We start from the raw sequence: 12491 nt of genomic DNA, 5'->3' as shown, positions 1-12491 counted from the left end.
CGGGCGGCGGGGTCGGATCCGTGGCGGTCGCGCTCCTCGCGCGCCTCGGCCACCGCGTGGTCGCGTCGACCGGCCGCGTCGACGAGCTCGGCGACCGGCTGCGCGCGCTCGGCGCCGCCGACGTCATCGACCGGTCGGCGCTCGGCGAGCCGGGGAAGCCGCTGCAGAGCATCCGCTGGGCGGGCGCCGTCGACAGCGTCGGCAGCGCGACGCTCGTGAACGTCCTCGCGCAGACCCGCTGGGGCGGCGTCGTCACGGCGGCCGGCCTGGCGCAGGGCCCGGACCTGCCGGGCACCGTGCTCCCCTTCATCCTCCGCGCGGTCACGCTCGCGGGCATCAACTCGGTCGAGGCGCCGCCCGCGCTCCGCCGCGAGGCCTGGGCGCGGCTCGCGACCGACCTCGACCCGGCGCTCCTCGACTCCATCACGACGACCGTGCCCCTGGACGGCGCGATCGCCGCGGGCGAGCGGATCCTCGCGGGCGCCTCGAGCGGACGCGTCGTGGTCGACGTCCGCGCCTGACGCACCCGCGCTACCCTGGGCCGGATGCGGCACGGTGCCGCCGGAGTGAGGGATCATGACCGCTGTCGCCGCCACCGGCACCATCTTCGTCGGGCTCGCGGCGCTGCTGCACGTCCTCTTCTTCCTCCTCGAGAGCGTCTGGTTCGAGAAGCCGTTCGCCTGGAAGCGCTTCGGCGTGGCCGACCAGGAGAAGGCGCTCATCATCAAGCCGTGGGCCTACAACCAGGGCTTCTACAACCTGTTCCTCGCGCTCGGCGCCGGGCTCGGCCTGATCCTCTACTTCGTCGGCAACGTGCCCGCCGGCCTCACGCTCGTGCTGTTCACGACCGCGTGCATGGTGCTGGCCTCGATCATCATCGCGAGCACGGGCAAGAAGTACCTGGTGCCCGCGCTGATCCAGGGCGTGCCGCCGCTGCTCGGCCTGGTCTTCTTCGCCGCGGCCTCCTGAGGCCCGGCGACCGGCTCCGGCACCCTCTTCCGCGGGACCGGCAGATGAGGTTAGGCTCACCTACATCATGACCGTCGTCTCCCTCACCGAGGCCCTCCGCGACCGCGCACGACCGCGCGCCGAGGCGCAGGACGCGGACGAGTTCATGACGGCCCTCGTCACCGGACGCGGCTGCCGCGACGACTACGTGGCCCTCGTCGCCCAGCACTACTTCATCTACCGCGCCATCGAGGCGGCCACCGAGCGCATGGCCGCCGATCCGGTGGCCGCGCGCTTCATCAGCACGCGCCTCACTCGCCTCCCCGCCATCGAGGCCGACCTCGACTTCCTCGTCGGGCCGGACTGGCGCGAGGTCGTGCGCCCGCTCGCGAGCACCGCGGCGTACGTCGAGCGGATCGAGCAGGTCGCCTCGGTCTGGGTCGGCGGCTTCATCGCGCACCACTACACGCGCTACCTCGGCGACCTGTCCGGCGGGCGGCTGCTCCGCTCGCTCCTGCAGCGCCAGTTCGGCTTCGACACCAACGGCGTCGGGATCTACCTCTTCGCGGAGATCGCCGAGCCGCGGCGCTTCTGCAGCACCTACCGCGAGGCCCTCGACCAGGTGCCGTGGGACGACGACGAGCGCGCCCGCGTCGTCGCCGAGGTCGAGCACGCGTACCGGCTCACCACGGACGTGTTCGCCGAGCTCGCGCGCGGGCGCGCCACCGCGCCGCTGCGCCGGGCCTGACGCGGGATCGACCGCGGGCCCGTCGCGCCCCTGCCGGTCGACCCCCGTCCCCTGGGCGTCCACCCGGCGGCCCGGTCGGACGTCCGGGGCCCGGAATAGGCTCCGGTCATGGACGGCTACGACCTCGACTTCCTGCCCATCCCGATCCCGCTGCCCGCGGCCCCGGCCGACGCGCGGCCCGTGCGGCTCGACTACCTGCACTTCACGGTGCTCATGGACACGGATCGCCGGCTCGCGTCGCTCACGGCCGTGAACATCGACGGCGCGCGCCTCGTGGACGTGGAGCGCACCGACGACTGGCACCTGGATCCGCGGCTCCCGGCCGACCAGCAGTGCGGCCCCGAGCTGTACGCGCGCAACGACATCGACCGCGGGCACCTGGTGCGGCGGCGGGATCCCGTGTGGGGCGACATCGCGGAGGCCGCCCGCGCGAGCGCCGACACCTTCGCCTACACGAACGCGGCACCGCAGGCGGCGGAGTTCAACCAGTCCAAGGAGCTGTGGCTCGGCCTCGAGGACTACGTGCTGGAGAACGCCGACCTCGGCGACCGGCGCATGAGCGTCCTCACCGGCCCCGTCTTCTCGGACGACGACCCCGTGTACCGCGGCGTGCGGATCCCGCTCATGTTCTGGAAGGTCGCCGCCTGGGTCTCGGGCGACGAGCTCGCGGCCACCGCGTACCTGCTCGACCAGGCGCCGGAGCTCGGCGACCTCGACGAGCGGTCGGCCGCGGCGGACGCGCCGGAGCTCGGGCCGTACCGCACCTACCAGGTGGCGGTGGCGGAGATCGGCGCGCTCACCGGGTTCGACGTGGCGCAGCTCGCGGCCGTCGACCGGCTCGGCGTGCCCGCGACGGCCCGCCCGGGCACGCCGGCCGACGGCCGCGACGGCTGGGTCGAGCTGGAGCGGTTCGCGGCGATCACGCTCTGAGGCGCGCGGGCCCCGCCTACGCGGGCGGGGTCGCCGCGGCGGCCGCGCGGGCAGCGGCGGGGAGGGCGCGGATCACGCGGTCGAGCGAGGCCTCGTCCATGGCGGCCGAGACGAACCACGCCTCGAAGACCGACGGCGGCAGGCTGACGCCCTGGTCGAGCATGGAGTGGAAGAAGGCGGGGTAGCGCCAGGTCTCCTGCGCCTGCACGGTGGCGTAGTCGGTGATCCCGTGCTCGGGCGGCGTGCCGAACGTGAAGCTGAAGAGGCTCCCCGCGCGCTGCACCGAGTACGCGAGACCCGCGCGGTCGAACGCCAGCTCGACGGCGTAGATGAGGATGTCGGCCGCGATGTCGAGCGCGCGGTACACGTCGGCGTCGGCGAGGCGGAGGGTCGTGAGGCCCGCCGCGACCGCGACCGGGTTCCCGGACAGCGTGCCCGCCTGGTAGACGGGGCCGAGCGGGGCGAGGTGGTCCATCACGTCGGCCCGGCCGCCGAGCGCCGCGACGGGCAGGCCGCCGCCGATGACCTTGCCGTAGGTGACGAGGTCGGGGGTCCAGGCGTCGGGGTGGTCGGCCGTGAGCCTCGCGTTGTCGAGGCCCCAGTAGCCGGCGGGGTGCACGCGGAAGCCGGTGAGCACCTCGTCGGAGATGAGGAGGGATCCGTTGTCGTGGGTGAGACGCGCGAGCTCGGCCGTGAAGCCGGGCAGCGGCGGCACGACGCCCATGTTCGCAGCGGCGGCCTCGGTGATCACGGCGGCGATGCGCGGCCCGTGCTCGGCGAGGACGGCGCGCACGGCGTCGAGGTCGTTGTACGGCACCACGATGGTCTGGGCGGCGATGGCCTCGGGGATGCCCGCGGATCCGGGCAGCGCGAGCGTCGCGACGCCGGAGCCCGCCTCCGCGAGGAGGCTGTCGGAGTGGCCGTGGTAGTGGCCGGAGAACTTCACCAGCAGGTCGCGGCCCGTGAAGCCGCGGGCGAGGCGGATCGCGGTCATGGTGGCCTCGGTGCCGGTGGACACCAGGCGCAGCTTCTCGATGGGGCGGCGGTCCGGGGATCCGTCGACGCCCGCGACGCGCACGCGCTCGGTGACGAGCTCGGCGAGCTCCGTCTCCGCGGGCGTGGTCGCACCGAAGCCGAGGCCGAGCGCGGCGGCGTCCTGCACGGCCTTCACGACCTCGGGGCGCGCGTGGCCGAGGATCGCGGGGCCCCACGAGTTGACGAGGTCGACGTACTCGACGCCGTCGGCGTCGGTCACGTAGGGGCCGGCCGCCTTCACCATCATGCGCGGGGTGCCGCCGACGGAGCCGAATGCCCGGACGGGCGAGTTCACGCCGCCCGGGATGACGTCGCGTGCGCGGTCGAAGAGGTCCTGGGAGTGGGTCACGGTGGTGTCCTTCGGTGCCGGGCGGGGATCCGCTCGGGAGGTGGGCCGGATGCGGGTCCGGCGAGGAGGAGGGGCGGGCGGCTCAGCGCCGGGCGAGGCGCTCGGCGAGCTCGACGGCCCAGTAGGTGAGGATCGCGTCGGCGCCGGCCCGCTTGATGCCGAGGACGCTCTCGTCGATGGCGCGCTCGCGGTCGATCCAGCCGTTCTGCGCGGCGGCCTCGATCATCGCGTACTCGCCCGAGATCTGGTACGCCCACACGGGCACGCTGCTGGTCGCGGCGACGTCGGCGAGGATGTCGAGGTAGCTCATGGCCGGCTTCACCATGACCACGTCGGCGCCCTCCTCGATGTCGAGCTCCACCTCGCGCAGGGCCTCGCGGCGGTTGCCGTTGTCCATCTGGTACGTGCGGCGGTCGCCCACGAGCTGCGAGTCGACGGCCTCGCGGAAGGGGCCGTAGAAGGCGCTCGCGTACTTCGCGGCGTAGGCGAGGATCGCGACGTCGTGGTGCCCGGCGTCGTCGAGGGCCTCGCGCACGGCGCCGACCTGGCCGTCCATCATGCCGCTGAGGCCGAGCAGGTGGGATCCCGCGTCGGCCTGGGCGAGGCCCATGGCGCGGTAGCGGTCGAGCGTGCGGTCGTTGTCGACCACGCCGTGCGCGTCGAGCACGCCGCAGTGGCCGTGGTCGGTGAACTCGTCGAGGCAGAGGTCGGTCTGCACGACGAGCGCGTCGCCGACCTCCTCGATCGCGACGCGCGTCGCGACGTTGAGGATGCCGTCGGGGTCGCTCGCGCCGGACCCCTCCGCATCCCGCACGGAGGGGACGCCGAACAGCATCACGCCGCCGATCCCCGCCTCGGCAGCCTCGACGAGCGCGCGTCGCAGGCTGTCGAGCGAGTGCTGGGAGACGCCCGGCATGGACGTGATGGGCGACGCCTCCGCGAGGCCCTCGCGCACGAACATCGGCAGCACCAGATCGGCCGCGTGCAGGCGCGTCTCGGCCGTGAGCCGGCGCATCGCCGGCGAGGTGCGGAGGCGGCGCGGGCGGTAGTAGGGGGAGGTCATTCGGTGGAGCTCCGATCGAGGAGGTCGGCGAGGCCGGTGAGCCCCGCGGTGTCGGGACGCGGCTCCTCGTGGCGGGCGATCTCGACCAGGGACTGGATGAGCGACGCGGCGGAGCGCTCGGAGGCGACCACGTCGACGCGCACGCCGGAGCGGCGCGCGTCCTTCGCGGTGCGCGGGCCGATGCAGGCGATGAGCACGCCGTCCGGCACGTCGCCCAGCTGCTGGTGCACCTGCTGCGCGACGCTGCCCGAGGTGACGAGGATCGCGCGGACTCGGCCCGAGGCGACGTCCTCGCGGATCCGGTCGCTGACGGGCACGCCCACGGTGCGGTACGCGACGACCGAGCGGACGTCGTGCCCGCGCGCGATGAGGCCGTCGGTGAGCGTGGGCTTCGCGATCTCGGAGCGGAGCGTGAGGACGCGGCGGCGCGGGGATCCCTCGGCCATCTCGGTCCACTCCTCGAGGAGGGCGGTGGCGGACGAGTCGATGGACGGCACGAAGTCGACGGTGTAGCCCGCGGCGACGAGCGCGGCGGCCGTGGTCTCGCCGACTGCCGCGATGCGCGTGCCCTCGGGCACGACGGCGCGGTGCGACGACAGGACGTCGACCGTGGTCGCGCTCGTGACGGTGAGCCAGTCGAAGGATCCCGCGGCGAGGTCGGCGAGGGCCGACTCGAGCGCCTGCGCGTCCTGGGTGGCGGCGAAGTTGATCATGGGCGCGACGACGGGCGTGGCGCCCTGCGCGCGGAGGTCGTAGGCGACGCCGTCGCCCCACGGTCCGCCGCGGGGCACGAGGACGCGCCAGCCCTTCAGGGGCTTCTGGTCTGTCGAGGTCATCGGGTCCCTCCCAGCGGCGCGAGATCGGCCGCTCCGGCGTCGAGGAGCTCGCGGGACACGGGCCCCGAGAGCGCGGAGGCGGATGCGCCCAGCTGCGCGAGGTCGAGCCCCGCGGTGTCGAGCTCGTGGCTCGCGGCCATGCGCTGCGTGCCGTCGGGCCGGTAGACCACGGCGGTGAGGGCGAGGCGGGCGCTCGTGACGGTGGCCCAGGCGCCGATGGGCGCCGCGCAGCCGGCCTCGAGGGCGGCGAGCACGCCGCGCTCGGCGAGCACGGCGGCGTGGGTGAACGGGTCGTCGACGGCCTCGACGGCGCGCCCGACGACCGAGTGCGTCTCGGCGTCCTCCGTGCGGATCTCGAGCGCGAGCGCGCCCTGACCGGGCGCGGTGGGCCAGCGGTCGAGCTCGAGGTGCTCGGTGGCGGCGTCGATCCGGTCGATGCGCTCGAGCCCGGCGGCCGCGAGGACGACCGCGTCGAGGTCGCCGGCGACCACGCGGGAGAGCCGGGTGTCGATGTTGCCGCGAATGTCGACCACGTCGAGGTCGGGGCGCTCGGCGAGGATCTGCGCGCGGCGGCGCGGGGATCCGGTGCCGATGCGGGCGCCTCGCGGCAGGGTCGCCAGCGTGAGCCCGTCGCGCGCGCAGAGCACGTCGCGGGGGTCCTCGCGCACCGGCACGGACGCCACGGTGAGGCCGGCGTACGGCGCGGTCGGCAGGTCCTTGAGCGAGTGGACCACGAGGTCGCACTCGCCGCGGAGGAGCGACTCGCGAAGGGCGCTCGCGAACACGCCCGTGCCGCCGAGGCTCGACAGCGACTCGCGCGACGTGTCGCCGTGCGTGGTCACGGGCACGAGCTCGACCTCGAGTCCCGACGCGTCGGTGATCTCCGCGGCGATCGCCCGCGTCTGGGCCAGGGCGAGCGCGCTCCCCCGGGTCCCGATGCGGAGCGTCGTCGTCGGAGCCGACGTCGTGGGACCGTCCGTCACGGTGCCAGCCCGGAGACGGCGGGCTTGAAGCCCAGCCGCACGTTCTCGCAGCAGCCCGTGCGGCACACGTCGTACCAGGGTCCGAGGTCGGTCATGTGGGGGCGGTCGGCCGCCTTCATGCCGTCGCGGCGCTCCAGCACGAGGTCGATGAGGCCGTCGACGTACGCGGCGTGCACGCCCGGCGTGGGCACGCGCACCGAATACAGGCCGTTCTCGGCGGCGGACTCGGTGGCCTCGTTGTCGAGGTCCCACTTGACCTCCATGTGGTCGCTCACGAAGCCGAGCGGCACGATCACGACGGCGCGGCGGCCCTGCGCGGGCAGCTCGCCGATGGCGTCGTTCACGTCGGGCTCGAGCCACGGCATGGAGGGCGGGCCGGAGCGCGACTGGTAGACGAGCTGCCACGGCACGTCCTGGTCGATGCCGAGCTCCTCCTTGACCTCGTGCATGACGACCTCGGCGACGGCGAGGTGCTGCGCCGCGTAGGCGCCGTCCTCGTCGAAGCCGCGCTCGGCGGGGCCGGACTTCGCGGCGTCCGACGAGGGGATGGAGTGCGTGGAGAACAGGATCTCGACGTCCTTCGAGAGGTCGACGGGCGCGCCGCCCTCGGCCTCGAGGTGCGCGATGACGTCGCGGATCCCGTCGCGCGTGCCCTCGATGAACGGAGTGACGAAGCCCGGGTGGTCGAAGAACTGGCGCACCTTGTCGATGCGGATGACGCCCTGCAGCTGCGTGTCCTCGAGCGCGTCCGCGAAGTCCTCGCGGTACTGGCGGCAGGAGGAGTACGAGCTGTACGCGCTCGTGGCGACGGCGATGAGCTGGCGGTAGCCCTTCTCCTCGGCCTCGCGCAGCGCGTCGTTGAGGTACGGGCCCCAGTTGCGGTTGCCCCACAGCACGGGCAGTTCGATGCCCCGCTCGGCGAGGCGCGCCTCCAGTGCGGCCTTCAGCTCGCGGTTCTGCTCGTTGATGGGGCTGATGCCGCCGAACGCGCGGTAGTGGTGGGCGACCTCCTCGAGGCGCTCCTCCGGGATACCGCGGCCGGCGGTGACGTTGCGGAGGAACGGGATGACGTCGTCCTGGCCCTCGGGACCGCCGAAGGAGGCGAGCAGGATCGCGTCGTACGCGACGGGCTCCTCGACGTGGGCGGGGCCCATCTTGGCGGCCTCGCTCGCGGCCGAGACGAGGGCGCCCGGCGCGCGCGGCGCGTCGGTGGCGGGGGCGGGCTTGCGACCCAGGTTGACTGCGGCCATTACTGGAGGACCTCCACGAGCTCGGCGGTGCTGATGCGGCGGCCCGTGTAGAACGGGACCTCCTCACGGACGTGACGGCGTGCGTCGGTGTTGCGCAGGTCGCGCATCATGTCGACCAGGTCGACCAGCTCGTTCGACTCGAGCGGGAGGATCCACTCGTAGTCGCCGAGGCCGAACGACGACACCGTGTTGGCGATGACGCTGCGGAAGGCGGCGCCCTGGCGGCCGTGCTGCGCGAGCATGCGCCCGCGCTCCTCGGGCGGCAGCAGGTACCACTCGTAGGAGCGGACGAAGGGGTAGACGCAGAGCCAGTCGCGCGGCTCCTCGCCCCGGAGGAAGCCGGGGACGTGGCTGCGGTTGAACTCGGCGTCGCGGTGGACGCCCGCGGCGCTCCACGACGGGATGAGCGCGCGGATGAGGCGCGCGCGGCGGATCTCGCGGAAGGCCCACTGCAGGGTCTCCATCTGGGGGCCGTGGATCCAGACCATGAGGTCGGCGTCGGCGCGCATGCCCGAGACGTCGTAGAACCCGCGGACGGTGACGCCCTCGGCCTCGACGATGTTCACGATGCCGTCGAGCTCGTCGACGGCGCCGGGGACCTCGCGACCGTCGAGGTCGTCGGGGCGCTGGGGATCACGGCGGAGGACGGCCCAGAGGGCGTATCCGCTGGGAGATGCCTCGGGGGTCGACCCGTCGTCAGGACGGGCCTCTCCGGGGTACTCGATCGGGGGGACCTGAGATGCCGCCGACTCGGCAGCCGGGATGCTCATGATCTCCATGGTACGTCGCGCGGCGACCCCGGCCCGCATCGGCAGGACGGCCGTCAGATCATTCCCGGGCTACCGGGCGTCGCGGCCCGTCAGCGCGAGCAGCCGCACCTGCAGGGGCGCGTCCTCGGCGACCGGGACGGGCGACGCGAACAGGCCGCTGGCCTCGAGGGTGTCCTTCTGGGGGGCGAAGACCGTCCAGGTGGCGCGCACGAGCTCGTCGTCGATGCGCTCGTCCGCGCCGGTGGCGCGCGCGAGGTCCCAGCCGTGGATCACGACGTCGGACAGCTGCTCGCGCAGGTACTCGCGGGCGGGCACGCGGTCGGTCGACAGCACGACGGGCCGCTCCGGATCCACGCCCTCCCAGGCCGCGAGCGCCTCGCGGGAGTAGCGGCCCCACTCGGCGACGAGGTCGTCGGCGAGCTCGCGGATGAGCGGCTTCCCGGTCTCGGCGGTGTGGCCGGCGAGGAGGAGCGGCACCCACTGCTGCTCCTCGATGACGTGGGACACGAGCTCGCGGACGTCCCACTCGACGTCGGGCGTCGGGGCCGTCCAGTCGGTGACCGCGCCGAGCCGGTCGGCGAAGCCGTCGTGCGCGCGGCGGATGAGGTCGTGCCAGTCGAGGTCCGTGTCCATGGTCGAGCTCCCGTCGGTGGTGTCCCGGAGGAACGTCGGCGGCCCTCGCGCGCATTCCCGCGGGTGCCGCGAGGCGGGTCAGGCCGGGGGCTGCCGGGCGGCGGAGAAGTGGTGGCGGGGGGCCCGGAGGGCGCGGAACGGGTCCGTTCCCGCGAGCCCCTGCAGCCCCGGCGCGAGCACCCCGAGGATCCCGACCACCGCGACGGCGACGACCAGCACGCGCGGCCAGCCGGAGGCGACGGTGTGGACGACGGCCATGGGCTCCAGCAGGTTCACGCCGATGAGGAACACGGTCGCCGAGACCGCGAGCGACATCGCGGCGCCGTCCGCGATGCCGACGACGGCGAGGAGCACGAGCACCCACAGGCCGTACCAGGGATAGACGACGGGCGACATGGCGACGACGCACGCGAAGGCGAGCGCGAGGCGCGCCTCACCGGAGAGCGTGCGGGTCGTGAGGATGCACCAGGCTGCGCCCGCGAACCCGAGCAGGATGCCCGCGGTCTTGATCCCGCCCTCCACGGCCCCGCCCGGCCCGCCCAGCGCCTCGACCAGCGGGCCGAAGGCGCCGGCGGCCACGCCGAAGGGCATGAACCAGGAGACGACGGACACGGGGCTCGACAGCGCGGAGATCCAGCCGAGGCCCACGCCGAGCAGCTCGCCGCCGAGCGCGAGGAGGCCCATGGCCGCGATGCCGGATGCGGTCCACGCGGCCCAGACCCGCGGGTCGCGCGTGGGCGGGCGGAGGCCGGCGACCCCGCCCGCGGATCCGTCGACGGCCACGCCGTCGGGCGCCCGGTCGTCGACTCGGCGGGCCCGCATCTCCGCGTGCACGATGGCGACGATGGGCAGCGCGAGGAGCGCGATGGGCTTGACCGCCACGGCGCAGGTAACGAGCAGCACGCCGAGCACGGGACGCGAGTCGATGGCGGCGAGGAGGCCGGCGACCAGCAGGCCCATCATGAGCGCGTCGTTGTGGGCGGCCACCACGAAGTTGAAGAGCACGAGCGGGCTCGCGGCGAGGAACCACGCCGCTCGCACGGGGTCGATGCGCCGGCGGCGGGCGATGCGCAGGCCGCACACGACCATGAGGACCACCCCGGCGACGGACACGCCGCGCGCCGCGAGCACCGCCACCTCGACGCCGGCGGCGTCGTCGATCGCGCCGATCACGCGCTCGATCGCGAGGTACAGCGGACCGTACGGCGCCGGGTTGTGGGCCCACAGCGGGTCGACGCCCGTGCTGCGCCAGTCGGGCAGCACGGCGGGCCCGTGCTCGTACGGCGAGAGGCCGGCGCCGAGCACCCGGCCCTGGGCGATGTAGGAGTAGATGTCGCGGCTGAACAGCGGGGCGCTCGCCAGGAGCGGGACCGTCCAGATCACCGCGAGCCGCAGGGTGGCGCGCAGCCCGGCGGCGCCCAGGCGCGGGAGCAGCGCGCCGAGGAGGAGCCAGGCCGCCGTGAGCATGAGGCCGCCCACCACCACGGCGAGCGACGCGGTGCTCGTCGCGAGGGGCGAGACCCGGAGGGCGCCGATCAGGGGCAGCCGCGAGAGCTCCGACTCGGCCGGCGCGTGGCCCACGATGAACGACGCCACGAGGAGGACCAGCGAGCCGGCGAGCCCGACGAGCCCCGGGAGCAGGAGCGGGTGCGCGCCGAGGGAGCCCGGATCACCTCCTACGGCACGCGGGAGCGCGGGCATCCCCTCCGCCATGTCGGACGTCGGACCTGCGGGTCAGCGGCGCGCGGCGCGGGCCACGGCCCAGACCACGCCACCGACGACCACGACCGCGCCCACCCCGACGGCGACGAGGAGCAGCGGGTCCTCGTCGGCCGTGCGGCGGATGCGGCGGCGGAGGTCGGCGATGCCGTCCTTCGCCCGGCGGCGGACGTTCAGCTTGGCCTCGAGAGCGTCGAGCGTCGCGGAGATCTCCTCGCGCGTGTGCTGGATGTCGAGCTTCAGCTCGGTGCGGGACCGGGGTCCCGTGGGGCGGGGGCGGTCAGTGGTCATACTTGCCGGTCCCCTTCACCGCGTCGACGTCCTCCTTGAGGCTGTCGACCGTCTCCTCGGGCGTCGGCGGGACGCCCTTCTTCAGCCAGCGGATGCCGAGCAGCGCCAGCACCACCGTGATGAGCAGGAAGACGCCCGCGACGATGAGCGCGGAGAGCCACGGCGAGAACGCCTCGGACAGGCCGAGGATCGCGGCGGCGACGAGCACCAGGAACGCGATGAACGCGAAGAACAGCGCCACGACGAGGAAGCCGGCGCCGATCCCCGCGTGCTTGAGCTTGGAGACGAGCTCGTTCTTGAACGACTCGATCTCGTCCTTGATCAGCTGGACGATGAGCGTCGGCAGGTCGGCGACGAGCCGGACGAGCGAGCGCTTGCTCTTCGGATTGAGATCCTGATCCGTCATGCGGGATTCCCTCCTGGGGATGGGCTTGCGGGTCAGTTGGAGGTGCCGGAGCCGTTCGGCTCGGGCGTCGCGGGATCCATGGTCGGGTACGAGGTGGTCGACGCGCTCGAGGGGGTGGAGCCGCTCGAGGAGTCCTTCTTGCCGCCGGTGACGGTGCCGACGACCTTCTTGGCGCCGCCGACGACCGCGTGCGCGACGTCGGGGGTGTGGTCCTTCACGAAGCCGGCCGCGTTGTCGACCTGGCGCTGGACCTTCGGGTCGTCCCAGACCTTCTTGGCGTTCGTGCGGATCTGCTCGTAGCGCTTGCGTCCGGCGCGGGCGCCGAGGACGTAGCCGACACCGGCTCCGGCGACGAAGAGAAGCTTGCCTTTCATGGGAGATCTCCGATCGTTGAGGGGGCACGTGCAGCACACGCCGGTCCAGCGTATCCCTCCGGCGCACCCGCGTGGTCGGGGGCGGCGGGGCCGACGGCGCCCGGCCAGGCGGGGCGTCGGCTGCGCATCAGCGAGCCAGGACGCGTGCCGCGGCGG

Annotated in this window: 15 protein-coding genes; 4 read left to right on the top strand and 11 right to left on the bottom strand. The window is 73.9% G+C overall.

Going from position 1 to position 12491, the window contains the following annotated elements:
• From DZG00_RS06570 to DZG00_RS06555, 4 genes are all read left to right on the top strand, one after another.
• The coding region (locus tag DZG00_RS06570; RefSeq protein ID WP_147359941.1) for a zinc-binding dehydrogenase at positions 1 to 521 on the top strand (521 nt) is incomplete at its 5' end.
• Positions 522 to 576: 55 nt separating this feature from the next.
• Entirely contained in the window at positions 577 to 969 is a 393-nt protein-coding gene (locus DZG00_RS06565) for a DUF1304 domain-containing protein (RefSeq protein WP_119383193.1), read from the top strand.
• Between the two features lie 67 nt (positions 970 to 1036).
• Positions 1037 to 1696 (top strand): biliverdin-producing heme oxygenase, encoded by a 660-nt coding sequence (locus tag DZG00_RS06560; RefSeq protein ID WP_119383192.1) that lies wholly within the window; start codon positions 1037 to 1039, stop codon positions 1694 to 1696.
• Positions 1697 to 1804: 108 nt separating this feature from the next.
• Positions 1805 to 2626, top strand: a complete 822-nt coding sequence (locus DZG00_RS06555) for a DNA/RNA non-specific endonuclease (protein WP_119455477.1) — start codon at positions 1805 to 1807, stop codon at positions 2624 to 2626.
• A 16-nt stretch (positions 2627 to 2642) separates the two neighbouring features.
• Here the strand turns inward: DZG00_RS06555 and hemL are convergent, their stop codons facing one another.
• From hemL to DZG00_RS06500, 11 genes are all read right to left on the bottom strand, one after another.
• A complete protein-coding gene (gene hemL, locus DZG00_RS06550) occupies positions 2643 to 4010 on the bottom strand; it encodes a glutamate-1-semialdehyde 2,1-aminomutase (protein ID WP_119382861.1) in 1368 nt (455 codons plus the stop codon).
• Positions 4011 to 4092: 82 nt separating this feature from the next.
• A complete protein-coding gene (gene hemB / locus DZG00_RS06545) occupies positions 4093 to 5073 on the bottom strand; it encodes a porphobilinogen synthase (RefSeq protein ID WP_119382862.1) in 981 nt (326 codons plus the stop codon).
• The gene (locus DZG00_RS06540) at positions 5070 to 5909 is read right to left on the bottom strand and encodes a uroporphyrinogen-III synthase (RefSeq protein ID WP_119382863.1); all 840 of its coding nucleotides are present in this window, start codon (positions 5907 to 5909) and stop codon (positions 5070 to 5072) included. Before DZG00_RS06540 ends, hemB begins: the two co-directional genes overlap by 4 nt.
• The gene (gene hemC / locus DZG00_RS06535) at positions 5906 to 6892 is read right to left on the bottom strand and encodes a hydroxymethylbilane synthase (protein WP_119455476.1); all 987 of its coding nucleotides are present in this window, start codon (positions 6890 to 6892) and stop codon (positions 5906 to 5908) included. Before hemC ends, DZG00_RS06540 begins: the two co-directional genes overlap by 4 nt.
• Positions 6889 to 8142: a ferrochelatase gene (locus DZG00_RS06530; protein ID WP_119382683.1), complete on the bottom strand. Its 1254-nt coding sequence runs from the start codon at positions 8140 to 8142 to the stop codon at positions 6889 to 6891. Before DZG00_RS06530 ends, hemC begins: the two co-directional genes overlap by 4 nt.
• Positions 8142 to 8912 (bottom strand): hydrogen peroxide-dependent heme synthase, encoded by a 771-nt coding sequence (gene hemQ, locus DZG00_RS06525; RefSeq protein ID WP_233549131.1) that lies wholly within the window; start codon positions 8910 to 8912, stop codon positions 8142 to 8144. Before hemQ ends, DZG00_RS06530 begins: the two co-directional genes overlap by 1 nt.
• Before the next feature lie 69 nt (positions 8913 to 8981).
• Positions 8982 to 9545, bottom strand: coding sequence for a TIGR03086 family metal-binding protein (locus DZG00_RS06520; protein WP_119382684.1), 564 nt, complete (start codon positions 9543 to 9545; stop codon positions 8982 to 8984).
• 78 nt (positions 9546 to 9623) lie between these two features.
• Positions 9624 to 11246, bottom strand: a complete 1623-nt coding sequence (gene mptB, locus DZG00_RS06515; protein ID WP_233550089.1) for a polyprenol phosphomannose-dependent alpha 1,6 mannosyltransferase MptB — start codon at positions 11244 to 11246, stop codon at positions 9624 to 9626.
• Between the two features lie 33 nt (positions 11247 to 11279).
• A complete protein-coding gene (locus DZG00_RS06510) occupies positions 11280 to 11555 on the bottom strand; it encodes a DUF3618 domain-containing protein (RefSeq protein WP_043585258.1) in 276 nt (91 codons plus the stop codon).
• Entirely contained in the window at positions 11545 to 11961 is a 417-nt protein-coding gene (locus tag DZG00_RS06505) for a phage holin family protein (RefSeq protein WP_086515234.1), read from the bottom strand. Before DZG00_RS06505 ends, DZG00_RS06510 begins: the two co-directional genes overlap by 11 nt.
• A gap of 32 nt (positions 11962 to 11993) precedes the next feature.
• Positions 11994 to 12335 carry a YtxH domain-containing protein gene (locus DZG00_RS06500; protein WP_119382969.1) on the bottom strand — a complete coding sequence of 114 codons (342 nt, stop codon included), beginning with the start codon at positions 12333 to 12335 and terminating at the stop codon, positions 11994 to 11996.
• Positions 12336 to 12491: the final 156 nt, after the last annotated feature.

The sequence above is a fragment of the Clavibacter lycopersici genome, assembly GCF_003576405.1.
In the GTDB taxonomy this organism is placed as follows: Bacteria; Actinomycetota; Actinomycetes; order Actinomycetales; family Microbacteriaceae; genus Clavibacter; species Clavibacter lycopersici.
The sequence above is the reverse complement of the archived record's forward strand: the minus strand, read 5'-3'. Positions and strand labels throughout refer to the sequence as shown.

Excerpts from the sequence above, each read along its gene's own strand:
- DZG00_RS06510 (WP_043585258.1), bottom strand. The coding sequence starts at position 11,555 with ATGACCACTGACCGCCCCCGCCCCACGGGACCCCGGTCCCGCACCGAG.
- DZG00_RS06505 (WP_086515234.1), bottom strand. The coding sequence starts at position 11,961 with ATGACGGATCAGGATCTCAATCCGAAGAGCAAGCGCTCGCTCGTCCGG.
- DZG00_RS06540 (WP_119382863.1), bottom strand. The coding sequence starts at position 5,909 with ATGACCTCGACAGACCAGAAGCCCCTGAAGGGCTGGCGCGTCCTCGTG.
- hemQ (WP_233549131.1), bottom strand. The coding sequence starts at position 8,912 with ATGAGCATCCCGGCTGCCGAGTCGGCGGCATCTCAGGTCCCCCCGATC.
- DZG00_RS06565 (WP_119383193.1), top strand. The coding sequence starts at position 577 with ATGACCGCTGTCGCCGCCACCGGCACCATCTTCGTCGGGCTCGCGGCG.
- DZG00_RS06530 (WP_119382683.1), bottom strand. The coding sequence starts at position 8,142 with ATGGCCGCAGTCAACCTGGGTCGCAAGCCCGCCCCCGCCACCGACGCG.
- mptB (WP_233550089.1), bottom strand. The coding sequence starts at position 11,246 with ATGCCCGCGCTCCCGCGTGCCGTAGGAGGTGATCCGGGCTCCCTCGGC.
- DZG00_RS06560 (WP_119383192.1), top strand. The coding sequence starts at position 1,037 with ATGACCGTCGTCTCCCTCACCGAGGCCCTCCGCGACCGCGCACGACCG.
- DZG00_RS06500 (WP_119382969.1), bottom strand. The coding sequence starts at position 12,335 with ATGAAAGGCAAGCTTCTCTTCGTCGCCGGAGCCGGTGTCGGCTACGTC.
- DZG00_RS06555 (WP_119455477.1), top strand. The coding sequence starts at position 1,805 with ATGGACGGCTACGACCTCGACTTCCTGCCCATCCCGATCCCGCTGCCC.
- DZG00_RS06520 (WP_119382684.1), bottom strand. The coding sequence starts at position 9,545 with ATGGACACGGACCTCGACTGGCACGACCTCATCCGCCGCGCGCACGAC.
- hemB (WP_119382862.1), bottom strand. The coding sequence starts at position 5,073 with ATGACCTCCCCCTACTACCGCCCGCGCCGCCTCCGCACCTCGCCGGCG.